This is a genomic window from Desulfovibrio sp. (assembly GCF_019422935.1).
Lineage (GTDB): Bacteria > Desulfobacterota > Desulfovibrionia > Desulfovibrionales > Desulfovibrionaceae > Desulfovibrio.
This window is the reverse complement of sequence record NZ_JAHZCJ010000003.1, coordinates 12307-37779: the sequence shown is the minus strand read 5'-3', so window position 1 is coordinate 37779 and position 25473 is coordinate 12307. Positions and strand designations below refer to the sequence as shown.

Here is a 25473-nt window from a genome sequence, read left to right as displayed (position 1 = left end):
TACAGGTTATTGATTGTGCTTGCCCTTAAGCATAACAATTGCGCCGGATAAGTCAAAATGCACGTCAGAGCGATGGTTTCAGGCAGGCCGCATGCCCCGTGCTGTTGACGAAGCCGCGCAGCCCTGAAACACTTTGGGCATGAAGTGGCGTACAGTACAGATAACCACCGCATCGGGGCAGGCAAATGCCGTTGCACCGGAGATCATTGCGGCCAGCCGGGCAACGGATATTCCGGCCTTTTACGCGCCCTGGTTTGTCAACAGGCTGCGCGCGGGATATGCCCGCTGGATCAACCCTTTCAACGGGCGGCCCCAGTTTGTGTCCTTTGCCAACACGCGGGTTGTCGTGTTCTGGAGCAAAAATCCGCGGCCTTTGCTGCCCTTGCTGCCGGAGGTGGAGGCGCGGGGCCTCGCCTGGTACCTGGAATTTACGCTCAACGATTATGAGGCTGAAAGTTGGGAACCCAATCTGCCACCGCTTGCCCAACGCATAGACATCTTCCGTCGTTTTGCCGATGCGGCAGGGCCGGAACGGGTGGTGTGGCGCTTTGACCCCCTGATGCTGGCCGGGAAACTGGCGCAAAATCCTGACGGTTGCCAGGTGCTGCTGGACAAAATGGCCCGCATCGGCAAAGCCCTGAAAGGCTGTACCCGCAAGCTGGTGTTCAGTTTTGCCGACATCGCCGACTACCGCAAGGTGCGGGAAAATCTGCGCCGGGCGGGCCTTGCCTGGCGTGATTTTACGCAGGCGGAAATGCAGGCCGTGGCAGCGGGGGTGGCCGCTCTTGCTGCGGAAATGGGCGCGGAACCCTGCACCTGTGGTGAAAAGGGCGACTACTCGGCATGGGGCATCAGCCATAACCGCTGCACCGACCCGGAACTTATCCTCAAGCTCACCAACAGGCACCCGGACATGCTGCGTCTCTTCGGCATTGCGCCGCAGCGGCAACTGGGCCTGCCCCTAGAACTGTCTTCAGGCGCAAACCTTGCCAGCACACTGCATGAGTACCCGCGCGACACAGGCCAGCGTTCCGTGTGCCTGTGCGTACCCTGCAAGGATGTGGGCCAGTACGACACTTGCCCCCACGGCTGCGTGTACTGCTACGCCAATACCTCGCCCGCCGTTGCGGCCCGGAATTTCCGGCGGCACGACCCGGAGGGGGAGAGCATTTTTGCAGAGCCGGAGAGGACAGCCTGACGACCTGCCTGATACTGGGTCTGATTCATCTGCCTGATTCATCGGGCTGATTTTGCGCGGGGCGCAGAGCCTGCGCGGGCTACTGAAAAAATTTGCTGCGTGCCCGGTCAATGCGTTCACGCAACGGTGCATCCACAAAAAACAGCTCGCAAGCAAGAGCCAGTTCCTGCGCCCGGTGCATAAAATACGCGGCTGCGGTAATGGAATGCTCACTGACCGCGCCAGCATTTACTTCCAGAAAATTGAAGGACAACTGTACATTCACTATGCCGAAGCGGCGGCAGATCTGGAAAAACTGCTCAATGTCGGCGATCTTGTTATTTTCTTCAAAAATTATGTATTTGATATCAATTTGTTCTGGCGTGATTGCTGCAACAAAATATTTTTCCATCGAAGCCATCACGTCATTCCACCAGTCGCCGCCCTTAACTCGGGCATAGGCTGCGGCATTGCCGGAATCAAGACTGATGTTGATTTTGCCGCCGCCGGTGGAAAGCATTTCGTCAATCCAGGCAGAATGTCGCAACGCATTGGTATGCACGTACTGAAAGTAGTCATGCTCGCGCAGCCAGCGGCCTGTGGCTTCAAAATCGGGCAACAGGGTGGATTCTCCCCCGCCCCAGCTTACGGCGCAGTTTTTTTCCAGTGCGTCCTGCTCATACAGGCTCTGTATGGCAGGGAGAATGGCAATGGGGCGCGGGTGCTGCCCAGGCTTCCACAGGTCGCAGTAGACGCAGCGGCAGTTGCAGATGTGTCTGTGGTGATTCAGGGAAAGAACGGCAAATCGCAGCTTGGGCACACAGACAGAATGCGAAAGGGGAACAAGATCGGGGCAGCCCGCACATACCTGGGGATTCTGCTTCTGCACTTCCTGCGCAACGCTGGCGATATGGCGGGTATATGCCTCCATATCCACCGCGCCACCTGCAAAAGAAAAACTCGGTACAACGATATTGTGCGTATTACAGCAGGGTTGCAAGGCCCTTTCTTCAAACACAAGTTCCCGAACAAACCTGGAGCAGAATAACACGCGGCCTCCTTCCGGAACATGATGTCCGGGGCGTCGATCATCCCGTGGCGATAGCTATGGAGCGGTATTGTCCGCAGAAACAAAATGCACCGTAACCAGCAAAACCTCGGCGCGGCCTGTGGTACGCAGGGGCGGCCCCCAGGTGCCGGTGCCCGCGCTGACGATAGAGTGGAAGTTGCCTTTTGTCAGCAAGCCCAGCGGGTTTTCGTATCTCAGTTCCGTCACAAAGTTAAAGGGCCAGAGTTGCCCGTTGTGCGTGTGCCCGGACAGCATGAGCGCAGCGCCCGCATTGCGGGCTTCGTCAAGGGCGGCGGGCTGGTGATCCATAACCACAAGAGGCAGGCTGCGGTACTGATCGGGCAGGTCGGCCAAAATCTCATCCATACTGCCCCGCTGAATGCCGGTAAAACCGGGCTTGCTCATATCGTCCCTGCCAGCGAGCACAAAGCTGTTGTCCACCACGGCCCACTGGTCGCGCAGCACGTGCATACCCACAGTGCGCAGAAAATCCAGACTTTTATCAATGGAACCAGAGATATACTCGTGGTTGCCCGGCACGGCCCAATGCCCAAGGCGCGGTTGGGCAACGGCCAGGGCTGCGGCGGTGGCTTCCGCATCCAGTTTTATGTGGTCGTCAATGATGTCGCCAACATAGAGGATTGCGTCAGGCTGCTCAGGGGCCAGCAGTTCTACGGCTCTTCCAAGCCGTCCTGCGGTGAGGAGGCGGCCCAGATGCATGTCGGTAATGACGCCCAGCTTCAGTGGTTTTTCTGCGTATGCAGCCGGCACAGGGCCTTGCGTGCGGACAGTGATGTCGTAGTGCCGCAGCGCGGGAAAGGCCGCGTTGAACCAGCTGCCCACGCCCAGCAGCAGAGGCAGGCCCATGACCAGCAGTACTGCGCCCCAGCGCGGTGCTGTGGGCGGCAGCGCGCCAAAGATACGTGCGCCAAGCCCCCAGATGTCGGCAAGCAGCACAAGCGTGAAGGCGTAGAAGGCCACGCCCATCCAGAATGCCCCGGCCCGCAGAGCCCACACATGGGCAAGGCTGTCGCCATGCCCCTTGTAGAGCAGGGGAAAGGCCGCGCCGAGGACGAGCACAAGGATGCAGAGCGCGATGCGCAACCAGCCCGTGCCGGAAAGTGCGCGCCACAGCCACCAGGATATCCAGCCGTTGATAACGGCCAGGCCTATGCCTGTTACCAGAAAAAATCGGAACATATGGTTTTATGAAGCCCAGGCAGCAAGAGCTTTATCCAGATCCGGCCCGGGGCGTACTTTCAGAGTGTTGTCGAGGTGCAGAATGCACACGTGTCCATCAAGAAAAATCTGGGCATGCGCTTCCACCGGGCCGGGGAATTTTTCCAGAAGATTGCGCAGGGCCAGCATGTCTTCGCGCCCAAGGCGGTGTTGCGGTATCTGCACGCATATAGGGGTGTCGCTCTGGCCGCAGGCATCGGCCAGCGAGCGGACGGTCTGGCCCAGCAGTTTGATTTCGCGCGGGCCTTCGTCAGCTTCTTCATCCATATCGCCGTTGTCGCCGTTGTCGGTCTGGCTGTCGAGTCGTGCCACCAGGCAGATGGGCTGCTCTGAGCGCAAAAGATCGCGGCATTCGGCGTACGTGCGTGGGAAAAACGTCACTTCGGCGTGACCGGTGAGGTCTTCAATGCCCACAAAGGCCATGCGTTCGCCCTTGGATTTTGTCAGCACTTCCTTCACGCTGACAACCAGCGCGGCGCAGCGGATTTCCGCGCCGGGGAACAGTTCGCGTGCGTCTTCCAGCGTGGTGAGTCCCAGGCGGCGGATCTCGCGTATGAATGGCTGGAGGGGATGGCTGGTCAAAAAGAAGCCCAGAGCTTCTTTTTCTGCCCGCAGTTTGTCGTCATCCGCCATTTCTGGCAGCAAGGCTTCTGGGCAGTCAAGCCCGATGCCGGGCTGGGGCGCGCTTTCCACCACAGGAGCCATGGAGAGCAGCGAGACCTGATTGGATGTTTTGTCCTTGGCCTTTTTTTGCGCGCGGGCAACCACAATTTCAATGGCCGCCAGCATGGCGGCGCGGGGTACGCCAAAGCAGTCGCATGCGCCGCCCTTGACGAGCGATTCAAGCACGCGCTTGGTAACCTTGCGCAGGTTTACCCGGCAGCACATATCGAACAGCGAGGCAAAGTCGCCGCCTTCGGCCCTGGCTTCCACAATTTCACGTATGGCTTCATCGCCCACGTTCTTGATGCCGCCAAGGCCAAAGACCACCTGCCCGTCGTGGGCCGTAAATTCGCGCTGGCTCTGGTTTACCGAGGCCTGCACCACATTGATGTCCATGTCCTTGCAGCACGAGACATACTTGAGCAGCTTGTCCTGATTGCCCATTTCCGAGGTGAGCAGGGCGGCCATGAACTCGACCTTGTAGTGAACCTTGAGAAAGGCCGTGTAGTACGAAATAAGGGCATAGGCGGCGGAGTGCGACTTGTTGAAGCCGTATTCGGCGAACTTTTCCATCAAGTCGAAAATTTCGTTGGCCTTGTCCTTGTCGATGTTGTTCTTTTCCGCGCCGGTGACAAAGTTGACGCGTTCCTTGGCCATGGCTTCGGCTTTCTTTTTGCCCATGGCGCGGCGCAGCAGATCGGCCCCGCCAAGCGTATAGCTGGCGATGATCTGGGCGATCTGCATGACCTGTTCCTGATAGACGATGACGCCGTAGGTATCGCGCAGGCATTCTGTAAGCGACTGGTGCGGATAGACCACGGGTACCTGCCCGTGCTTGCGCTTGATGAATTCGTCCACCATGCCCGAACCGAGCGGGCCGGGGCGGTACAGGGCCAGCATGGCTATGACGTCTTCAAAGCACGAGGGCTTGAGCATGCGCAGGTACTGCCGCATGCCCGAACTTTCCACCTGAAAAACGCCGTCCGTGTCGCCACGGGCGTAAAGCTCGTAGGTTTCCGTATCCGTAAGCGGCAGGTTGTCGAGATCTGGCGGTTCATGGCCCTGAAGGGTGATGTTGTCCAGGGTGTCCTGAATCAGGGTCATGGTTTTGAGGCCAAGAAAGTCGAACTTCACCAGCCCGGCTTTTTCCGTCATGGGGCCGTCAAACTGGGTCACAAGTTCGCCGCGTTTGCCCTGATACAGGGGGAGGTATTCCTCCATGGGCTTGTCTGAAACCACAAGCCCGGCGGCGTGGGTGGATGCGTGGCGGGCCAGACCTTCAAGGCGGCGGGCCGTGTCCAGCAGGTGTTTGACCTTGGGGTCGGAGTGGTAAATGTTTTCCAGCTCCGGCTCTGCCTCCAGCGCCTTTTTGATGGTCATCTTGAGGTCGGCGGGCACCAGTTTGGCGATGCGGTCAGTTTCCGCAAAGCTCATGCCCAGGGCGCGGCCCACGTCGCGCACAACGCCCTTGGCCTTCATGGTGCCGAAGGTGGTGATCTGCGCCACCGAGCCTTCGCCGTAGGTTTCCACCATGTGCTTGATGACCTCGACGCGGCGGCGTTCGCAAAAGTCCACGTCGATATCGGGCAGGGAGACGCGTTCGTTGTTCAGAAAGCGTTCAAACAGCAGATTGTAGGGGATGGGATCAAGGTTGGTGATGCGCAGAGCCCACGCCACCAGCGAACCGGCGGCGGAACCGCGCCCCGGCCCCACGGGAACATTGTGGTTCTTTGCCCAGTTGATGAATTCCTGCACGATGAGGAAGTAACCGGGAAAACCCATTTCAAGGATAACTCGCAGTTCGTACTGCAGGCGGTCCCGATAGAGCTGGACGTCAATAGTGTCTCTGTCGGGGTGTTTTTCCAGCCGTTTTTCCAGCCCTTCTTCTGCCAGCCGCCGAAATTCGGAATCAAGGCTGGCCCCTTCCGGCAGCTTGTACACCGGGAAATAGTGGTGACCGAAGTCCAGCTCCACATTGCACTGCTCGGCAATGCGCATGGTGTTGGCCAGGGCTTCGGGCACATGGGCAAAGGGTTTTTCCATCTCTTCGATGGATTTGTAGTATAGCTCATGGGTGCCAAAGCGCATGCGCTTTGGGTCGTCCATGGTGGTCTGCGTCTGAATGCAGAGCAGCACTTCGTGGGCTTCGGCATCGTCAGCGGTGAGGTAGTGGCAGTCGTTGGTGGCAACCAGCGGCACGCCCGTGGTTTCCGCCAGTTCCAGCAGGGCGTTGTTGGCCTTGGTCTGCTCCGGCAGGCCGTTGGACTGCAACTCAAGATAAAAACGGTCGGGGTAGATATCGGCGTATTCCCGCGTGAGGCTCAGGGCCTTGTCCATGTCGTCCGCAAGAATGGCGCGGGGGATTTCGCCCGCAATGCAGGCAGAAAGGCAGACGAGGCCCTCGGAATACTTGCGCAGCAGGGGTTTATCCACGCGGGGTTTGTAATAAAAACCCTCAAGGTAGCCCTGTGTGACCAGCTTGACCAGATTGTGATAGCCCGTGGTGTTCTGGGCCAGCAAAATCAGGTGGTTGCGGCGGCGCGCCAGGGGCGACTCCGTGCTTTTATCCTTGTGGTCGTGGCAGACGTAAACCTCGCACCCAAAGATGGGTTTGACGCCGTAATCCTTGCAACCCTGATAAAAATAGGCCGCGCCAAAGAGGTTGCCGTGGTCGGTAATGGCGCAGGCGGGCATGCCGAAATCCTTGGCGCGGGCGCACAGATCCTTGATGCGGATGGCGCCGTCAAGCAGGCTGTATTCGGTATGGCAATGAAGATGGACAAAATCTGACATGAAAACTCCAGAAGCGGAAAAGGCGGGCGTTACCGGCGCAAAGGCCTGACAGGCGAGCGCCTGCACAGGGTGCGGCAGCGCCAGAGCAGCTTATAGCACAGGCCGGGTGGGCCTTCAAGGCGGGGTCATGAGGTCAGAAATGCGGGCTTGGACGCGAGGGGCCGCGTGAGGAGGTTCAAGACCTCAGGCGCGTTGTAAATGCAGCAAGGCCGCAGCACCGGCAAAAATGGGGCGACGCTCATGCACCAGCGCATTGCATTGGTGCACAAGCCCCTCAATGCCGCCCCTCTGAATAAAACTTGTTTGCAGTGCCCCGTCTGCCGCTGCTGTTTTGCGTGCTTTCGCCAGCGCCATGAGGCAGCGCCCCGCCAGCGTTGCGGGCAGCTCAAGGTTGCGTTCCGCCAGCTTGAAATCAGCCACAAGGACTACTTCAGCGCTTTCAAGCGCGAGCCGTAGCAGGGCTTCTGCCTGCGCCGCAGGCAGATAAAACAACGCAAAAGCCATGCGCACACAGGCCAGGGGCGCAGGGCTGGCGCTTCGCAATGTCAGCACATCTGGGTTGAGCGGGGCATGCGCGTACGCATCCGGCCACGGCACTCGCCGCGCCAGTGCCGCCTGCGGAAAAAATGCAGGGCAGGCTGGCAAAGCATCAAGACTGGCTGCCGTAGCCCCAGATACTGGAGATATGTCGCTGGGATGCGTCACTGCGCGTTCTCCAGAATATGCAGCAGAAAGTCGCGGGCTCCGGCCTGCGGAACGCCGTCCGGCATGCGACGCAGCAGATTTTGCGCATGCCCGTCCGCAATGAATTTACGGCGGCTCGAAGCAAAGTGCAGATCAAAAAACCATGTTCCCAGCAGCAGGCGAAAATCATTGACGCAGCGCAGATCAACATAGGCTGCCACGCGTTTTTCGCGAACGGCTTTGAGAACCGCCTCGCTGGCGATGGTGGGGTCGTCCGGCTGTTGCAGCACTACCGTGGGATTATAAGGGGTTGGGCCGCTCAAGTGCTCGTCCATGACCCGCAGAATGTCCAGCTTGTCCGCATCGCGCACCACATTGGTGACCAGAGCGATGTTCTCCGGCGTCCCCTTGGGCAAGGCAAAACGGTTGTGCATGCCCACAGCCGCCATGACCAGCTTGCGCGTTTGCGGGCTTTCGTTGACGAGGCGGCGCTCGGCCTTCAGAATCCGCACGCCCATCTGCCCGTGATTGCACGATTCTCTGTCCCTGAACGTGTGATAGCGCAGGTACTGCTCAAAGCGGGCCACGTCATGGTACAGGGCGGCCAACAGGCAGGCACGCGCGGTCTGGGGGGCAAAGCCTTCGCCTTCAACGGTATGCCGGGCATTTTCCAGCACTTCAAGGGAGTGCCGGAGTTTGAGATCCATGGGCGAGGCATCGCCCTGTTCCATGGCTGTTTTGGCGGCGGCATATGCAGTAAACCACGCCAGATGCAGGGATATGTCGGCGGATGCTGTGGCAGTGCAGTTCATGGGTAATCAAATACGCTCTGGCTTTGCGCAATGCAAATTGCCTGACCGGGCCACGCGGCTATGGAGTTATTCCCCCGGAGGGGCTGGCGAGAGCAGCTTTTCCGGCACTTCGCCTGGGCCGGGAATGACCAGAGTTTCCGGATTCATGCTGTACCAGGCAAACCACATAGAATACGCGCCGTAAAACTGCGGCATGGATGCGCCCTTCATGTTGCCGTCAAGCGCCACGCCCGTGGCAGTATCCCACTGACTGCGCGTGGTCAGATCCAAGAGTTTGCCGTTCTGGGCTATGAACAGGAATGGCTCGGCCCATATCTGGCGGTTAAAAATACGCACAACCTCAAGGCCCCTGTCATAGACGGCCAGCAGGGCATTGGGCCCCACAAAAAAATTCACGGCCCCTTTTTTGCGCACATAGCCGATGTCGATAGCCAACAGGTATCCCTCATACTCAATGCACAGCATGGGCGTTTTGCGGGCAAAACGTTTGTCCATACGCTCCACGGGATAAATGAGCCTGTCGTTATCGTAGTAGGTTCCCTTGCGCAGGTAGTTGCCGTAGGGGTCGCGTCCGTAGGGCTTGTTGCCGTTAGGCTTGGCAAGCACCACGGCATGCGGAAAGGTGCGCTTTGCCGCGCCCCAGGTTGTCCAGTATACGGGCACCATGGGGAGCCCTCGGCCCAGCAGGGGGCCGTCAAAGGCCATGCCTGTTTCCTGAAGCCAGAGACTGCCTGAATTGCGGTCAATCAGAACGCTGTTGCCGTCGTAGAGGCGGCCTTCCGTGTCAAAAATAAGGTTCAGGCCCCCCATGGAAGAATCGTAGGCCATGAAGGTGCCGGTGGTGGGGCAGTAGGTGATGGCATAGGCCTTGTCGTCGACGATCTCGTTGACAATCTGATGCCAGACCATGATGCGCTGCGGGTAGACGCGCGGGCCCCCTTGCAACATGGCGATGAACACCACCTCGTCATCGCTGAGGCTCAGGTTTGCATCCTGAATGCGGTCATAGCGCGGACGGTACAGGGAAGGGATAGAGCCGTATTTGACGCCTGTTTCAATCAGTTTGCCGTTGATGGCGGCAAGCTCCTGCAAGCTGCGTGGCCTGGCCTGAGTGTCATTGGCATTCCAGAGGGCGGCCAGCGTGAAGAGCGTGAGGGCCGCCGTGATCAGGCAAAGCGCCCGCCACGTGGGCAGGTTGGCTGGAATCCGCGCAGGGCAAGGGCCTGGGATTGTCACTGCGTCCCACCTTTGCTGGTGTGCGCGGGCAGGTAATCGCTGAAAACATAATCTCGCAGGGCCTGGGGCCACGGGCGAGGAGACTTGCCAAGAAAGGCGGCCAGCTTGCTGTTGTCCAGCACGGAAAACACAGGTCGGCGAGCTTTTTGAGGCCATTCCGCCGAATCAATGGGCACAACCCGGCACGGGGCACCGGCCAGAGAAACAGCCTCGCAAGCCAGATCACACCAGCTTGCCTGCCCGCCGTTCACCGCATGCCAGATACCAGTGGCCCTTTTTTCCGCCAGAGCGATGCTCCAGTGCGCCAGATCAAGCGTATAGGTGGGCGAGCCTGTCTGGTCATGCACCACGTTGATGGAGTCGCGGCGCTGGCAGGCTGCGAGGATGGTATCCACAAAATTTTTGCGACCTGGGCCAAAAAGCCATGCCGTGCGTATGACGCACGAGCGGTCAGGCAGTGTTTCCAGAACGGCCTTTTCGCCTTCAAGCTTGGTGCTGGCGTATACAGATGCCGGTTGGGGCGTATCTGTTTCTTTCCACGCGGTTTCGCCTGCACCGGAAAAAATGAAGTCCGTGCTGAACTGCACAAGAAATCCGGCCCCTTGCGCCTTGATACAGCGCGCAATGGAGGCGGGCAGGGCGCGGTTGAGCTGGCAGGCTTCGTCCTTGTGGTCTTCGGCATCATCAACAGCTGTCCAGGCCACAGTGTTGAACACCACATCCGCCTGCGCCTCTGCAATGGCAGCTTGCAGAAACGCCATGTCCAGCAGATTGCCGTTTTCACGGCCCAGTGTTGCGACTTCCCACTCGCGGGCTTTAAGCACTCGCGTCAGGGCCTGGCCCAGAAGGCCAGTTGCCCCCCCAAGTACCAGAGCTTTTGCCATGCGACCCCCAAGGTTTGCCCTCCAGCGCTGTGCTGGCGGTATCCAGGCCATTCTCCGGCACATTATCCCCGCATTGATGCCCGGGTCAATACAATACAGACAGGTCAACATCAATTTCATACGAAGCCGCTTGGGCATTGCCTGCCGCAAGCGCCGTCCTTGCTTCAAGGGCGCAAGTGACGTACAAAACACCCCCATGAGACACGCTATTCTTCTGGTAGCCTTTGGCGCAAGCAGCCCGCAGGGGCAGAACGCCCTCAAGGGATTTGACGCCCTTGTGCGCCAGCGTTATCCCGGTATTCCGGTACGCTGGGCCTATACTTCGCTGCTCTTGCGCGAGCGCATGGCGCAGGCCCGCCAGAAGAGTGATTCCGTGTTCAAGGCGGTCTGCCGTCTTGGGCTTGAGCGGTTCGAGGCCGTGGCGGTGCAGCCCTTGCAGACCATACCCGGTCAGGAGCATGGTGATGTGCGCGCCATGGTTAAAGAGGCCGCCGAACACGAGCATCTGCTCTGCCGGGTTGGCGCGCCCCTGCTCGCCACAGCGGACGATGTGCGCGCGACAGCGCGGGCGCTGGTGCGACATTTGCCCGCAGAGCGCAGCGCGGATGAAGACGTGGTCTTTATGGGGCACGGCGCGGAACACGAGGCTGTTGCCCGTTATGTGGATCTGGCCAGCGCCGTGCACGAGCTTGACAGCCGCGTGCATGTGGGGGCCATGAACGGCGCTGTGACGCTTGAAAGTATTTTGCCCAATCTCGCTTCACGCCGGGTATGGCTTATGCCGCTTTTGTCGGTTGTGGGCCGCCATGCTCTGGAGGACATGGCGGGCGAGAACGGGCACAGTTGGCGCAGTCGCATTGAGGCCCAAGGGCACCAATGCCTGCCCGTGCTCATGGGGACGGCGGAATACGCCGATGTGGCTGAAATATGGCTGCGGCATCTTGAGGATGCCGTGCAATCCCTTGCTGCTGGCTGGGAGAAGAGGTGACGTATGCGCGGATTTTTGGCGGCTATACTGGTTTCAGGTTTGTTGTTGGGGGGGTGCGGCGCTATGGGAACGGGTGATACCGGCCCCAAAGAAAAAGTAAACCTTGCAGCTGGCGTGCAGAACGCCAAGGCTAATGCCTTTAACCCCTACTTGCGTACTACCTTGCCCAACCTGCGCACGAACGATGCAGAGAGCCAGGCCATGCTGCAAAAAATGGGCGGGCGCGTTACGTCCATCGAGGGCGAGGCTGCCTATCGGCCCCAGTGGAAAAACGAGATATATCCCGTATTTTTCGGCGAGCCCAAGGCACCTCACGAAGTTCTGGTGCTGCTTGATTTTGCCTCGCCGCAGAGCGAGAAGGTCTGGCATGCCGTGGCTGAGGCCAGCCGCTCGGTTTCGCCCCAGCAGTGCAAGGTGGCTGTTTTTGCCAACAGCAAGGAATACTACGGAACCGACCTCATGGGCATGGGCATCTGGATTTCTTACTCCCGCCCCGGTCAGGGCATGGCCTACATGACCTACGCGCTTTCGCGCTGGAACGAGATCAAGGCTGCCCAAAAGAAAAAAGGACACGTTGTGGCCTTTAACAATGAATATGACGCCACGGCGGAATCCACTGACTTCCCCATCCACTACAGCTACATGAGCAAGTTGCGGCCCCCGGTGAACCCCGCCGAGGAACTGGCCGTGGGCAAATACTGCTACAATGCGGGCAATGTGAACCTGTATCAGGCCCAACAGATTGCCCAGTATTTTGGCATCAAGACCCTGCCCGCCGTGATTGTTGACGGTAACGTGCTGTCGTCCGTTTCTGCCAGCAGCATTCTCAAGGCCATGGAATAGCCGCCTGACGCAAAACATTCGGACGGCCTTTGGCCTTTTGAAACTGCACGTATAATGCCGCAAAGCCCGCTCGAAAGAGCGGGCTTTGTTTTTACCTTTAACGGACGGCAAAATCCGTTGCAGGGGCAGGAATCGGAATGGAGTGGAATGAGGGGGCCGCAGGCAGCCACATGGCGGGCACACGGCAGACACTGGGTGCAGCCCTTGTTCTGATTTACCATTTACCGGCAGGGCAGACTATAAGCTGCAAGATTATTGGGGCAGCGGCAAATTTTTTGTCTGGGCCAGAGTTCTGGGCCAGAGTTCTGGGCAAGACGTCTTGCTAGCGCACCCGGTCACGCGATGGCGCGGGATAACGTAGCGCGGCTACAGCAGATTGTGGTCGAGGCGGTAGATCATTTCAATGGGATTGAGCAGCACAATGCGTCTGCCCGAGCCAACAATAAGCCCCGCATTGCGAAATTGCTGCAAGGTTGCGCTGACTGTGGGCTGGGTGGAGCCGACCATGGAGGCCAGTTGCTCCTGAGGAATGCTCAGTGGGATTTCGCAGGGCTTGTTCCAGCCTTCGGTGGTGCGCAGGGTTTCGTAGGCCAGAGAAATGAGCAGGCTTGCCAGCCGGTTGGCAACGTCGCTGTTCTGGCGGCGCACCAGATCGCCCATCTGGCGCAGCCTGCGCCCAAGCAGGGTAATGACGCTGCGCGCCAGCGGATAATGCTCCTGAAGCATGCTTTCAAAATCCTGCCGGTTGATGGCGTACAGCACGGATGCGCTGGCCGTCTGCGCGCTGGCCTTGCGCGGGGAATTGTTCAGCACTTCTGAAATGCCGAATATTTCGCCCTTCATGCGCAGGGAGAAGGTCATTTCCTTGCCTGCGCGGTCCATGCAGAAAATACGTATCAGGCCGGATTCTATATAAAAGCAGGAATCTCCCGCGTCACCTTCAAGAAAGACCATCTCATTCTTGGACAGCTCAAGGCGCTGGGCGTTTTTTAAGAAGGCGCTTTTGGCATCGTCAATGCCCTTGAAAAAGTCTTCCTTTTCCAGATGCCAGAATGTGTCCATGAATGCCCTTCCCTGTGTGATGCGCCAGCGTCCCGCCGTGCAGGAATGGCAGGACGCTGGCGACTATTTTCATACTACTCTGCGCTATCAGGCCTTGTCCAGCCTGTTCACATAGCGGTAGGTCTGTTCCTGCCCGTTGATGTCGCGGCACTTCCAGATAATGAAGTTGGAGCCCATGATGGGGCGCAGCGTGGCCTTGAAGTAGCCCAACTGGTAGGGCATCTTGATTTCAAGCGCGCCCGCAGGGCAGGCCTTGATGCAGGACATGCAGTCCCAGCAGTCGCGGGCGGCCCGCAAGTAGGCCTTGCCCGTGGCGGGGTTCAAAGCCATGAGATCGCCGGGGCAGATTTCTTCGCAATGGGTTTCTTCGCGCCCGTTACAGCCGTTGCATTTGTGCGTGTCGATTTTTGGCGGCATTGTCTTTCTCCTGACTTAGGGCTTGTACCTGTCGCCGGGCAGCAACTGCTCGTAGGGACGGGTAAAGGTTGTCATTTCTCCTGTGGCGGGATCGCGGCGCGACTCCACAAAGCAGTCAAAGTTTTCATCGTCGCGCTGGGGGTAGTCCGAGCGGGTCTGCCAGCCAGCCCAGCGGGTTTCCTTACGGGCCTTGAGGTGATGCACCACGGCTTCGGCCACGTCCACGCGGTCCATGGTTTCGTTGGCCTGCATGAGGTCGTGCAGATCCTTGGCGCGCAGGTGCTTGAACTGGCTTTGCAGAATCTTGATGTGCCGCAGGGCGTAATCAAGCTGCTGCTCGTTGACGCGATAAAACTGGCTGGAACCGCCAGCGTATTCATCCATGAGCCTTTGCAGGCGTTCCTTCATTTCCAGAGGGCTTACGCCTTCTTCTTCGCGCGTGAGCAGGGGAGCGTACACGCGTTCCTTTTCCTGCGCGATCTGGGCGGCATCAAGCTCCGGTGCATCGGTTACGGCCATGTAGGCAAGAGCGCCGCGCGCGGCCAGTTTGCCCTCGGCGCAGCAGCCGCCCACAAACTTGTTTGGGTTGCCGCCAGCGGTTTCGCCCGCTGCAAACAGGCCGGGCAGGGTTGTCATGCGTTCCATGTCCACCCAGTAGCCGCCGCCGGTGTGCCCGCCCATGATATAGGGATCAGAACCGAAGATTTCGATGGGTTCCTTGGACGGATCCTGCCCACGGCTGGCAAGAAAGAGCACGAAGGAAGGACGCTCGTTGAGGTAGTCTTCCATCATGGCCTTGGTCTTTTCCGGGGTCATGTTGGTGGTGTCGCAGAAGCAGGGGCCGCGACCGTTCAGCCATTCTTCCATGGGCGCGTTGGCGCGGATGTAGCGCGGGGCCGCATCGCCGCCAACGCTTTCGTAGCGGCTCATGACGCGCTCGCCCAGGGAGTTGATGATGGGGGCGCCGTAACCTACTGAGATGGTATCCACCGGGCCGCAAAAATCCTTGGTGCGTGTGGCGACCCAGCGCTGCTCAAGGCTGCTGAGTTCCGCGCCCTGACGCAGGCCCATGGCGTAGCCTGAACCAACGCAGTAGGGGCACATCCAGATTTGCGAGCCGCTGTCGGTGGAGTCGGCGGTGTAGGATTTATAAAGCGTGCCAGCGCCGCCAGTGCTCACCACCGTGGCCCGTGCGCGGAACACATAGAACTTGCCGTCGCGCACGCCAAAGCCCGTGGCCCCTGTGCAGCGGCCATTGTGCACCAGCAGAGCCGTTGCCGCCACGCGGTTGTAGACATCCGCGCCGGTTTCAAGGGCTTTTTCAGCCATGATGGGCTTGAGCTGCTCGCCGTGGATGGAGATATCCCATTTGCCGCGATAGCGGATGTTGCCCTGCTCATCACGGAGAATGGGCAAGCCCCAACGTTCCAGGTCTTCAACGCATTCATTGAGTTCCTGTGCGTTGGAGAGGGCCAGATCTTCGCGCAGGGGGCCGCCGCCAACCTGCGAGCGGCTCCAGCGCACGAGGTCTTCAGGCGTCTTGTTGGGCGGAATATAGGTGTTGATGGCGTCCATACCGGCAGAACACGCGCCGGAGCGCATGATGTCGGCCTTTTCCACAATAACGATTTTGGCTGCGGGGTTGAGACGCGCTGTTTCCGTTGCCACAAAGCAGCCGGCATTGCCGCCGCCGATGATCAGCAGGTCGGCGGTTACCTCGACGGTTTCAATGTCGTTCAGGCTGGTTGGCCGAAAATCGACCGCATGTGTTGTTTTTATGCGTGCCATAATGTCCTCTCGGGCAAAGGGTTGGGGCGATTAAAAAGGCCAGGCTGCGGCTGGGTTCCACACGGGCATGCCGAGCAGCGCGTACCAGGGAGCCATGACGCAGACGCCGTAGGCGATGGCGATAAGCACGGCCACAGAACCCACCTTGGCGTAGTCGGCGGTAGAGAAGGTTTCTGTGCTGTGCGCAATGACAGCGGCGGTAATCTGGGTGGGCAGCAGGTAGGCGAAGGTATCGGTATCGCACACCAGCAGGGTAAAGGCCACGGGGTGCAGCCCAAGCTTGGGCGCCATGGCAAATACCACCGGGGCAAGCATGGCCACGGCAGCCACGTTGGAGAGCATGCCAAGGCGGATAATATGCGTGCCCACCATCATGGTCAGCACGGTCTGCCACCAGTTCATGCCCACAACCATGCTGTGGATGTGGTCGGCAAGCCACTGCGCCACGCCAGCCTGGGTCATGGCGGTGGTCATGGTCATTGCGCCGCCCAGCAGCAAAAATGTGCCCCAGATGGTCTTTTGCTGCACGGCCTTCCACGAACAGGGCATCATGCCGGGGGCAAACAGCACCATCATGCCCACCAGGCCGATAACGCCCAGGGGCTGGCGGTGCAGTTCATAAATAAAGCTGCCCTTGCCCGTCACAAACATGAATCCGACCAGCAGGAAAATGCCCAGCAGGGTTTTTTCCGCCATGCTCATGGGGCCAAGCTCTTTGTAGCTTTTTTCAATGGTGGTCGAGCCGCCCGCGATGGAAACGCAGTTGGTCTTGAAGTAGTAGCGCGTCCACCAGTTGGTCAGCACAAACATGCCAAGATACGGAAACTGCAAGAGCATCCAGTTGAGAAAGTTGATGTTGGTGAAGCCGTTTTTTTCAAAAATACCCACCAGAATCATGTTTGGCAGGTGGGCGGTCATGATGAACATGCCGCAGATCATGGAGCCGTAAACCAGAGACTGGATGACAAGGGCCTTTTTGGCGGCGCGTTCTTCGGGCGTGTCGCCCAGCAGATTGCAGATGCCCTGCACCACGGGCAGCAGGGTGGCGGCGCGGGCATTGGCCGCAGGCACCAGAAAGCCCAGAACAATGTTCACAAAGAACATGCCCCAGATAACCCGGCATACGGACGAAGCCTTGAAGCGGGCCAGAATGCCCAGGGCTATGCGGCGGTCAAGGCCAATGAGCTGCATGACCGCGGCCACCATGAAGGCAAACAGGCACAGCCAGATAACGTGATCGGTGAATCCGGCAAAGATGATTGCCATGGGCGGCTTGCCGTTGTTCCAGGGCAGAGCCTGGGTGATCAGCAGCATGGTGGGAATGGAAATGCCTGTCACGCCTGCGGGCATGGCCTCGCTGACCCACATGATGCTGGCCCACACCACAATGCCCAGAACGGCCATGCCGTTGTGCGTCAGCCCATCAAATGGGGGGATCACATTCCACAGCAGAAAAAACGCAACCCATGCCAGGGCAAAGCCCGTGAAAGCGCGCAGGGGATTTTTGCCCCTATTACGAATATTTTCACAAAGATAGCCCAAAAAAGACCGCCCTGCGGCGGAAGGAACCTGTGTCATATACCTACCCCACGATAAAAAAGTGTCAGTACGCGCGTGGGCACTGACACTAGGTTAGTTTGTTCTTCCATTCCATGTGCTGGATGATAATTCTGGGAAAAATATTTTGGCCTGGCTGTAGGCTTTGCGGTAATTTTTAAGGCTGAAAAGTCATCTGGTGGCTATGACAACTTACTGAATTGCTATGTAAATACCGCAAAAAATGGAGCAGCTTGAGCCTCATGGCCAGGCTGCTCCATGCCAATTTTTTCTTGCCCTGCGGCAAAAATTTTTTTCAGGCGAAAATACCCGCCGCGCAAAATTACAGTTTGAAAAATTCCAGAGCCGGAGCCTTGGCGATCATGCCCGCGTCCGCCAGCATTTGATAAAAAAGGCTCAAGCCCCGCTGTTCTTCTTCGCCCAGGGTGTAAACAAGGCCCTTGCTGTAGTAGAAGGCCAGCTCCTCGCGAGAGAGGGGGCAGCCGTGGGCCGTGAGGTCAAGGATAACGTCCATGTGCTCAAGGCCCCAGTCGCGGCCCTGCCGCAGCAGCGCGCCGGGGTCGCTGGTAAAGAGCTTTGCCTCTGCGGCTGCGCGGCTGACAACCCACAGGCCGAAAATAAAGGGCAGGCCTGTCCAGTCGCGCCATGCCTCAGCCAGATCGAGACGGTGCGGATACTCGGGATGGTTGCGCAGGCGCAGGGCTTCATCGCCGATGGCCAGAAAGGCCATGGGCGGGTTTTTGCCGCGCAGGGCCGGAGTCACCTGCCCGGTGGTGAATGTGACGTTGAGCTTGAACCTGTCGCGCATGATGAGGCGCAGCAGGGCCACCGAGGTATGTGTTTCGCCGCTGATGAGGATTTCCTGCCCTTCAAGCTGGTCAAAGGGCACGCGCGAGAGCAGCAGCACGCTCATGACCGGGCCGTGGGAGCCGATGGAGAGGTCTTCCACAAGCTGGTAGCGCTCCGGGCGGCTGGCATATTCAAAACACGAGCAGGACGAAACGTGCAGTTCGCCGCGCGCCATCATGGTGTTGAGCAGGGCTGGCGGGCCGGAAACAAGCTCGTAATCATGCGGCAGAATGCCGGCTTCAAGCGGGTGATAGATGGGCAGTACGTTGAGATAGCCAATGCGGCCCATGCGCAGTACGGGGGGAGTTTTCTTTTGCTCGGTCATGGGACGGATTACCTTTTGCCAGGGGCAAAGCCGATGGGCGAAATTTGAATGTGCGGCCAAAACGCGTTTCCGGGGGCGAACCCCCGGAAACGTGGAATTTACATGCGTCGGAAGCCTTACACTTCAGGCTGGGGAACCACGGGCGTGTAGTCCATGGTGCGCTGCACAGGGGTAAAGCCAGCCGTGCTGATGACCTTGTGGATGTCGCTGCGGTTCATATGGAAGGAAACCCCGGCGGCGGCCACCACGTTTTCTTCAATCATCAGGGAGCCGAAGTCGTTGGCGCCGTAGAACAGGGCCAGCTGGGCCACCTGCGGCCCCATGGTCACCCACGAGGCCTGGATGTTGGCGATGTTGTCCAGCACCAGACGCGAGACTGCCAGCAGGCGCAGGTAGGCGGGCGCGGGCAGCGGGTCAACGTCGATGCGCGTGTGCGCTGGCTGGAATGTCCACGGAATAAAGGCCGTGAAGCCGTGGGTGCGGTCCTGCACCTCGCGCACGGCAAAGAGGTGATCCAGCCTGTGCGCGGGTTCTTCCTCGTGGCCGAACATCATGGTGGCGGTGGTGCGCAGGCCCAGCTTGTGGGCTTCTTCCATAACGCCGAGCCACTGCTCGGCAGTGCATTTGTTGGGCGAAACCTGGGCGCGCACGTCTGTGTGCAGAATCTCCGCCCCGCCGCCGGGCAGAGATTGCAGGCCGGCTTCTTTCAGACGGCGCAGCACCTCCGTTACGGAAAGGCCGAATTTCTCGGCCCAGAAGAAAATCTCCGGCGGCGAAAAGGCGTGGATGTGCAGTTGCGGCCATGTGGCCCGCATCCAGCGCAGCAGGTCTTCGTACCATTCCAGCGGCAGGTCGGGGTGATGCCCGCCCTGGAGCAGCACCTGGGTACCGCCGAGGGCAAGAGTCTCCTCGATCTTCTGCGCCATTTCGTCTCGGCTGATGACGTAGCCGCCTTCCTGATCGGGCGCGCGGAAAAAGGCGCAGAAGCGGCAGGCGCACACGCACACGTTGGAATAGTTGATGTTGCGGTCGCCCACGTAGGTGACAATGGGTTCAGGGTGCAGGCGCAGACGCATAGCATGGGCCAGTTGGGCAAGCGTGTGCAGGCTGGCCTTGTAGTACAGGGCTTCGGCGGCAGCGCGGTCAAGCCGCTGCCCGCTGGCGGCAAGGGCTGCGGCCTGGTGCACGTCTTCAAATTCTGCGCCCTGTTCGTCAAAGGGGCTGTGCGCGGGGAAAAACGTACTCACTGGCGCGCCTCCGTGGATTCGTCGTTCAGGGTGTTGAAGGTGGCGTTGCGCCGTACCGGGGTAAAACCCGATTCGCGAATAAGGTGTTCGAGTTCCTCAATAGTCATGCCCTGGGCAGACTGCGCGCCCGCCATGTGGCCGATGCGCTCTTCAATGATGGTGCCGTCCAGATCGTCCGCGCCGTACCACAGGGCCACGGGGGCCAGCTTGGGGGCCATCATGATCCAGTAGGCCTTGAGGTGGGGGATGTTGTCGAGCATGAGGCGCGAAACAGCCACAGTGCGCAACTGATCCAGCCCGCGCTGGGGGCCGACCTTGTCTTCCGGCAGCTTGAGGCGGCTGTGATCCGTAAGGAAGGGCAGGGGGATAAAACAGGTAAAGCCGCCGCTCTTGTCCTGCTGCTCGCGCAGGCGGCAGAGGTGGTCGATACGATGTTCGTATGATTCGATATGCCCGAACAGCATTGTGCAGTTGGTGGCAATGCCGAGGCTGTGAGCCTCGCCCTGAATGCGCAGCCATGCCTTGGCATCGGCCTTGTGCGGGCAGATCTGCGGGCGCAGCTCTTCGTCAAAAATTTCCGCGCCGCCGCCGGGCATCATCACAAGGCCCGCGTTCTGCAGGCGTTTGAGCACCTCAAGGGTGCTGATGCCTTCAAGACGCGCAAAATGTTCAATTTCTACGGCGGTAAAGGCCTTGACCGGCAGGTTGGGGTTGAAGGCCCGCACCGCGCGAATCATGTCTTCAAACCAGGCGAGGGGCCGCGTGGGGTGGCAGCCGCCCACGATGTGCAGTTCGTCCAGATGCAGGGGGGTCGCGTCTGCGGCGCGCAGGCGGGCCAGCACGTCGTCAAGGCTCATGGCAAACGCGCCCGGCTCGTCCTCCCTGTCGCGGCGGAAGGCGCAAAAGGTGCAGCCGTTGACGCACACATTGGTATAGTTGATTTGCCGATTGACCACATAAAAGGCCTTGTGGCCGTGCAGGCGGCAGCGCACGTGCAGCGCGAGCGCGCCTACGGCTGTAATATCGGGGCAGTTGAACAGTGTCAGCCCGTCTTCGGGCGAAAGCCGCTCCCCGGAGAGCACCTTTTCGCGGATAGACGAAAGGCCCAGTGCGGCGTAGTATGTTGCGTCTAGCATATCTGAATCCTGTGCATGGATTGGGGGCAAAATGCCGCTCGCAGATTAAGCCCCGCCGCCGCACACTGTCAACGTGAGGAAAAAATGTCTGCCTTGCCGCCGCCAAATCTGTCATTCGGTCTTTCGCCCTGCCCCAACGATACCTATATTTTTCATGCCATGCTGCATGGGCTGGTGCCTGTTCCCGCGCCCATCACGCCGCATATGGCCGATGTGGAAGAACTGAACAACCTTGCCCGGCAAAAGGCGCTGGACGTCACCAAAATGTCGCTTGGCGCAACCACCGAGATCATGCAGGATTATGCCCTGATGTCTTCGGGCGCTGCCCTTGGTTGGGGCTGCGGCCCCCTTGTGGTGGCGCGCAAAAACCTCAAGCCCGAAGACTGGCGCAATGCCACGGTGGCCGTGCCCGGCCTCCTGACCACGGCCAACCTGCTGCTGACCCTGCACGGCGGTTTTCAGGGGCCGCGCAAGGAGATGCTGTTCAGCGACGTTATGTCTGCCGTGAGCAACGGCGAGGCTGATCTTGGTCTGATCATCCACGAGGGGCGTTTTACCTACGCCCGGCAGGGGCTTGTAAAACTGCTTGATCTGGGGCAGTGGTGGGAGGCGGAGTTTTCTCTGCCGCTGCCGCTGGGGGCCATTGCCGTGCGGCGCGACCTGCCCATACCCCTTGCCCGGCGCGTGCAGAATACCATTACTGCCAGCCTGGCTTACGCCAACGCGCACCCTGATGATTCGCGCGAATTTATCCGTTCGCATGCGCAGGAAATGGAAGAAAGCGTCACCAGCGCCCATATCAAGACCTTTGTGACGGATTTCAGCCTTGATCTCGGCCCGGCGGGGCGAGCTGCCATTCAATCCCTTGTGGGGCGTGCCGCAGATATCATGGGCAAGACCCTGCCTTCTGAAGGGCTGTTTTTGCGCTAGGGCTGTTTCTAAATAATTCTTTTGGCCAACTGGCTGCGTCAAAAGGCCATTTTTTACTCCAGTCATGTACCGTAAGCGCTGCTGTCTTCGCGGCAGCCGTTGCCGAAGGGCCTACGGATGGCGACAGCGATTGCAACGATGAAACCGTGTCGTTACGCGTGCTGTCTTCAAGCGTAGTTTCCTGCGTCACAACGCTTGAAGCATCCGTAGCTTCCTTTGTCGCAACGGCTAAAGCGAGTACACTCCTTTCGTAAAAAAAGCCTTTTTCCTTGCCCTTGGCACAAAATCATTTATTTAGAGACAACCCCTGAAGCAGGTTACGAATGAAATGAGTTAACTGCTATAGCCAGGCAGGGCAAACCCGGCCCGTAGCCCTTTGCCTCCCCATGTTTCGCGCGTTGCGGCGCGGACGGAACACGTTTTACCCCGGACTCTTCCGGCTTGCTCTGGCGCTGGCTCTGACGCCCGCCATGGATCACCTGCGAGAACCCTATGTTTGAAAAAATATTCTCCCTTTCCGAGGCCCGCCGTTTTTACGCGGTGGGGCTGCCCATCTTCATTGCCCAGCTTTCGCAAACGGGCATGACCTTTGCCGATACTGCCATGAGCGGGCTTTACAGCGCCCAGGCTCTGGCCGCTGTGGCCGTTGCGGGTTCCATATGGGCCCCTGTGGCCCTGCTTGGCATTGGCTGTCTGCTGGCGCTCTCCCCCTTAAGCGCGCAACTGGTGGGTTCCGGGCGGCCTGACCGTGCGGCGCATCTGCTGCGGCAGGGCTTGTGGCTTACCCTAGCCATGAGCGTTGTGCTGGTGAGCTTTTATTACGCGGTCTCGTTCCATCTGGATCTTTTTGGGCTTGAGCCCGCGCTTGCAGACATGGCCGGGGCGTATCTGCGCGCCATCATGTGGGGGCTGCCGGGATTTCTGTTTTTTGTGAACCTGCGCAGCTTTCTTGAGGGCTTTTCCCGCACTCGGCCTGCCATGGTCATAGGCCTGCTCGGGCTGGCGCTCAATGTTCCCTGCAACTACGTTTTTATTTACGGCAAGTTCGGCTTGCCGGAGCTTGGCGGGGTGGGCTGCGGCGTGGCCTCTGCCATCAGCTTCTGGTTCATGGGCCTGTGCATGCTGTATTATCTGCGCCGCGACCCTCAGTATAAATGCCTGGGGCCGCTGTTTGCGCCCCTGTTTCGCCGCGGCAGCGCAGAAGAGCCACGCTTTGACGGGGCGCTGGTCTTGCGGGTATTCCGTATTGGTTTTCCCGGTGCGTTGGCCCTGTTTTTTGAAGTTTCGCTCTTTGCCCTCAGCGCTATTTTGCTGGCTCCTTTGGGTACGGTCATGGTGGCTGGTCACCAGATTGCCCTTAACTTTGGCGCGTTGGTGTTCATGGTGCCGCTTTCCATCAGCATGACGGCAACCATACGCGTTGGCCGCTACCTTGGGGCGCAACAGGCCGAGCGCGCCAAGATTGTGGCCCGCACGGCCCTGACCCTGAGCGTTGTTTTTGCGCTGCTCATTGCCACGCTTACCGTGCTGTTCCGCCATAGCATTGTGGCTATTTATACCCAGGATGCGGCGGTGGCCGCCCTGGCCATGCAACTCCTGCTTTATCAAGCCGCCTACCAGATTGTGGACGGCTTGCAGGTGACGGGCATAGGCATTCTGCGCGGGCATAACGATACGCGGATTATTTCCGTCATCTGTTTTGGGGCCTACTGGATTATCGGGCTGCCCTTAGGTTTTGCCCTGGCACGTACAAACCTTCTGGTCCCCTCGATGGGGGCGGCGGGCTTTTGGATTGCCTACATCGTGGCCCTGGGATTCGGGGCGGCATGTTACCTCTGGCGGGTGCGGCATCTGCACTCGCTTACAACCGAAGACATGCTCCAGCGCGTGAAGCGTTAGGGCTGCATCAAGTGGTGCGGGTGTAAAAAAGAGGCGCAGACGGGCAAAACCCGCCTGCGCCTCTTCAATACTGGCGATGCTGGTGAAAGAATACCGTCAGGCCTTCGCTATTTGCGGAAGGCCTGCTTCCATGTAAATTTTACTATGGACATCATGTCCGTGAGGCTGCTTTTGCCGCCAATCAGGCTTCCGGAACTTTTGCCCCGCGCGAGAGGGTCGAGCAGCGGCGGGATGGGGGTATTGCCTGAAATGGCAGGCTGCGCCTCCTGCGTGGTGCGGGTGTTCTGCGTTGCCTGGGCTGCGCCCTCATGCTCCCCCCACAAGGGGATGACTGGCGAGGAGGCACCCTGCCCGGCGCGCAGATTACCTGCTCTGGCGGCAGAACCCTGCTGGGATGGTGTATCCGGTTCGTCCTCGTCGGCAAGGGCAATGCCAATCTGCCCGTGCTGCCGCGCACCAGCCTGGGGGGCCACGCCTGCGGTCTGAGCCTGATTGGCCTGCACATTGCCCATTTGCGCCTGACCCACCTGCATCAGAGGGTCATTTGCCCATTCTGCGGGCGTGCCTTCTGCGTCTCCGCGCTCCCTGGCGGCCTGACGGCCTGCCCGCCACTGGCGTTCTGCCGCGTCCTCAATTTTTTTGGCCTCGGCCTCGCGGGTCAGGGTTTCAAGGGTGGTGCGGATTTCTGCGCTCAAGGCTTCGGCGTCAGCGCCCAAGGCCTGTTCAAGGCAGGCTTCCATGCTTTTCAGCATGTCGTCCGGGGTATCTGTTGCAAGGCATATCTGAGCCATGCGCTCACTGATCTGCTCTCTGGGCGTGATTTCGTACCCCTGAGCCAAAATTCCTGCTGCAAAATCAAAGTTGCCCTGGCGTATCTGCTGCAAGGCCTCGGACAAAAACGGGCTGCGCGCTGCGGGATCTTCCTGAAGCATGCGGGCATAGACAGCGCGGGCGCGGTTCCACTGCCGCGCGCGCACGAATGTGGCTGCCGCCAGCGAAAGATAGTGGCGGTAGCGGGCCATGTCGCCCTTGCCCTTCCACGCCGCAGCCATGCCCAACTCCGCCTTGCCCTGAATAAGCGCGCCACGCATGGCCCGCTGGAAGGCATTGATGGCGCTGTTCCATTTGCGCTGTTCAAGGCACTGCATGCCCACGCGGAAATAGTCTTCAGGCTGGCGAATGGGCTTGAGCAGGATACCGTAGGTGGCCACGGCCTCGTCAAAGGCTCTGGTGTCTGCAAGGTGGGCGGCTTTTTCCAGATCATCAAGCGAAGAACGCGAGTTGGCCAGAAAATCAAGATGGGCCTTGAGCTGGCTGAAGGAGTACGGCCTTGATATGAGTGCGCTTGCGCCGCAGCCAAGTGTGCGGAGTTGCTCCACCTCGCTGTCGTGGGGCAGAATCAGCAGTACGGGCATGTCGAGCAGCAGGGGGTGCAGGCGCAGGATGGCGCAGAACTGTTCGCCGTCCATGTCAGAAAGGCGCTGCGAGCAGATGACCACATCGGGCTTGAAAGAAGGGGGAAATTCGTCAAGGCCAGCCAACATGCGCGCTGCCGCCACGCCGGAGGTCAGACCTTCAATGCGGTCAACCCCGACTTCGCGCAGAGCGCGTCTGTCCAGAGCGGCCATTGATTCGCTTTCGCTGAGAAGAAGAACATGGATCTGCCGTGGGCGGGTCATGCTTGTCCTTGTCGGAATAACCAGTTGAAAAGCTGCCAGCAGAAAGGGCAGGCAGTGGCTTCCGTAAAAGCACTATACCCGCTGGAGCGGGCTTGCGCAAGAAAACAGGGCCGTGAAATTTGATGAATGCCTGTCGTGACTGGGCGTAATAGCTTGTCCTCCATAAAAAAACACCTTGTCGCTGGTCACGGCGGCA

General features: G+C 59.3%; 20 protein-coding genes. 5 read left to right on the top strand and 15 right to left on the bottom strand.

From position 1 onward, the window contains the following. Positions 1 to 139: 139 nt before the first annotated feature. Complete coding sequence (locus QZ383_RS05505) at positions 140 to 1198, top strand: DUF1848 domain-containing protein (RefSeq protein WP_291443745.1); 1059 nt, start codon at positions 140 to 142, stop codon at positions 1196 to 1198. Positions 1199 to 1277: 79 nt separating this feature from the next. Here the strand turns inward: QZ383_RS05505 and QZ383_RS05500 are convergent, their stop codons facing one another. The 7 genes from QZ383_RS05500 to rfbD form a co-directional block, all read right to left on the bottom strand. Continuing rightward, on the bottom strand, positions 1278 to 2108 hold the full coding sequence (locus QZ383_RS05500) for a radical SAM protein (protein WP_291443744.1): 831 nt from the start codon (positions 2106 to 2108) through the stop codon (positions 1278 to 1280). 174 nt (positions 2109 to 2282) lie between these two features. Beyond that, on the bottom strand, positions 2283 to 3446 hold the full coding sequence (locus QZ383_RS05495; protein WP_291443742.1) for a metallophosphoesterase: 1164 nt from the start codon (positions 3444 to 3446) through the stop codon (positions 2283 to 2285). A 6-nt stretch (positions 3447 to 3452) separates the two neighbouring features. Continuing rightward, the gene (gene dnaE, locus QZ383_RS05490; RefSeq protein WP_291443740.1) at positions 3453 to 6941 is read right to left on the bottom strand and encodes a DNA polymerase III subunit alpha; all 3489 of its coding nucleotides are present in this window, start codon (positions 6939 to 6941) and stop codon (positions 3453 to 3455) included. A gap of 183 nt (positions 6942 to 7124) precedes the next feature. Beyond that, a complete protein-coding gene (locus QZ383_RS05485; RefSeq protein WP_291443738.1) occupies positions 7125 to 7646 on the bottom strand; it encodes a hypothetical protein in 522 nt (173 codons plus the stop codon). After that, complete coding sequence (locus QZ383_RS05480; RefSeq protein WP_291443736.1) at positions 7643 to 8437, bottom strand: HD domain-containing protein; 795 nt, start codon at positions 8435 to 8437, stop codon at positions 7643 to 7645. The genes QZ383_RS05485 and QZ383_RS05480 overlap by 4 nt, the downstream gene beginning before the upstream one ends. A 66-nt stretch (positions 8438 to 8503) precedes the next feature. Next, entirely contained in the window at positions 8504 to 9673 is a 1170-nt protein-coding gene (locus QZ383_RS05475) for a DUF3179 domain-containing protein (RefSeq protein ID WP_291443735.1), read from the bottom strand. Then, on the bottom strand, positions 9670 to 10557 hold the full coding sequence (gene rfbD / locus QZ383_RS05470) for a dTDP-4-dehydrorhamnose reductase (protein WP_291443734.1): 888 nt from the start codon (positions 10555 to 10557) through the stop codon (positions 9670 to 9672). Before rfbD ends, QZ383_RS05475 begins: the two co-directional genes overlap by 4 nt. 196 nt (positions 10558 to 10753) lie before the next feature. Between rfbD and QZ383_RS05465 the strand changes: the two genes are divergently transcribed. Both QZ383_RS05465 and QZ383_RS05460 read left to right on the top strand, forming a co-directional pair. Next, complete coding sequence (locus QZ383_RS05465; protein ID WP_291443732.1) at positions 10754 to 11545, top strand: sirohydrochlorin cobaltochelatase; 792 nt, start codon at positions 10754 to 10756, stop codon at positions 11543 to 11545. A gap of 63 nt (positions 11546 to 11608) precedes the next feature. Next, positions 11609 to 12388 carry a hypothetical protein gene (locus QZ383_RS05460; RefSeq protein ID WP_225530084.1) on the top strand — a complete coding sequence of 260 codons (780 nt, stop codon included), beginning with the start codon at positions 11609 to 11611 and terminating at the stop codon, positions 12386 to 12388. Between the two features lie 366 nt (positions 12389 to 12754). Here the strand turns inward: QZ383_RS05460 and QZ383_RS05455 are convergent, their stop codons facing one another. From QZ383_RS05455 to mqnE, 7 genes are all read right to left on the bottom strand, one after another. Continuing rightward, positions 12755 to 13450, bottom strand: coding sequence for a Crp/Fnr family transcriptional regulator (locus QZ383_RS05455; protein WP_291443730.1), 696 nt, complete (start codon positions 13448 to 13450; stop codon positions 12755 to 12757). Positions 13451 to 13537: 87 nt separating this feature from the next. Next, positions 13538 to 13867 (bottom strand): 4Fe-4S dicluster domain-containing protein, encoded by a 330-nt coding sequence (locus QZ383_RS05450; protein WP_192113735.1) that lies wholly within the window; start codon positions 13865 to 13867, stop codon positions 13538 to 13540. A gap of 15 nt (positions 13868 to 13882) precedes the next feature. Then, positions 13883 to 15655, bottom strand: coding sequence for an adenylyl-sulfate reductase subunit alpha (locus tag QZ383_RS05445; protein ID WP_291443727.1), 1773 nt, complete (start codon positions 15653 to 15655; stop codon positions 13883 to 13885). Positions 15656 to 15685: 30 nt separating this feature from the next. Next, entirely contained in the window at positions 15686 to 17233 is a 1548-nt protein-coding gene (locus tag QZ383_RS05440; RefSeq protein ID WP_291443724.1) for a DASS family sodium-coupled anion symporter, read from the bottom strand. 301 nt (positions 17234 to 17534) lie between these two features. After that, positions 17535 to 18386 carry a menaquinone biosynthesis protein gene (locus QZ383_RS05435; protein WP_291443723.1) on the bottom strand — a complete coding sequence of 284 codons (852 nt, stop codon included), beginning with the start codon at positions 18384 to 18386 and terminating at the stop codon, positions 17535 to 17537. Positions 18387 to 18502: 116 nt separating this feature from the next. Continuing rightward, on the bottom strand, positions 18503 to 19573 hold the full coding sequence (gene mqnC, locus QZ383_RS05430; RefSeq protein WP_291444068.1) for a cyclic dehypoxanthinyl futalosine synthase: 1071 nt from the start codon (positions 19571 to 19573) through the stop codon (positions 18503 to 18505). Between the two features lie 56 nt (positions 19574 to 19629). Further along, positions 19630 to 20769: an aminofutalosine synthase MqnE gene (gene mqnE / locus QZ383_RS05425; RefSeq protein WP_240824994.1), complete on the bottom strand. Its 1140-nt coding sequence runs from the start codon at positions 20767 to 20769 to the stop codon at positions 19630 to 19632. Positions 20770 to 20853: 84 nt separating this feature from the next. Between mqnE and QZ383_RS05420 the strand changes: the two genes are divergently transcribed. After that, positions 20854 to 21699, top strand: a complete 846-nt coding sequence (locus QZ383_RS05420) for a 1,4-dihydroxy-6-naphthoate synthase (protein ID WP_291443720.1) — start codon at positions 20854 to 20856, stop codon at positions 21697 to 21699. A 492-nt stretch (positions 21700 to 22191) separates the two neighbouring features. Next, on the top strand, positions 22192 to 23598 hold the full coding sequence (locus QZ383_RS05415) for an MATE family efflux transporter (protein ID WP_291443719.1): 1407 nt from the start codon (positions 22192 to 22194) through the stop codon (positions 23596 to 23598). Between the two features lie 107 nt (positions 23599 to 23705). Here the strand turns inward: QZ383_RS05415 and QZ383_RS05410 are convergent, their stop codons facing one another. After that, positions 23706 to 25277, bottom strand: coding sequence for a response regulator (locus QZ383_RS05410; protein WP_291443718.1), 1572 nt, complete (start codon positions 25275 to 25277; stop codon positions 23706 to 23708). Between the last annotated feature and the right edge of the window lie 196 nt (positions 25278 to 25473).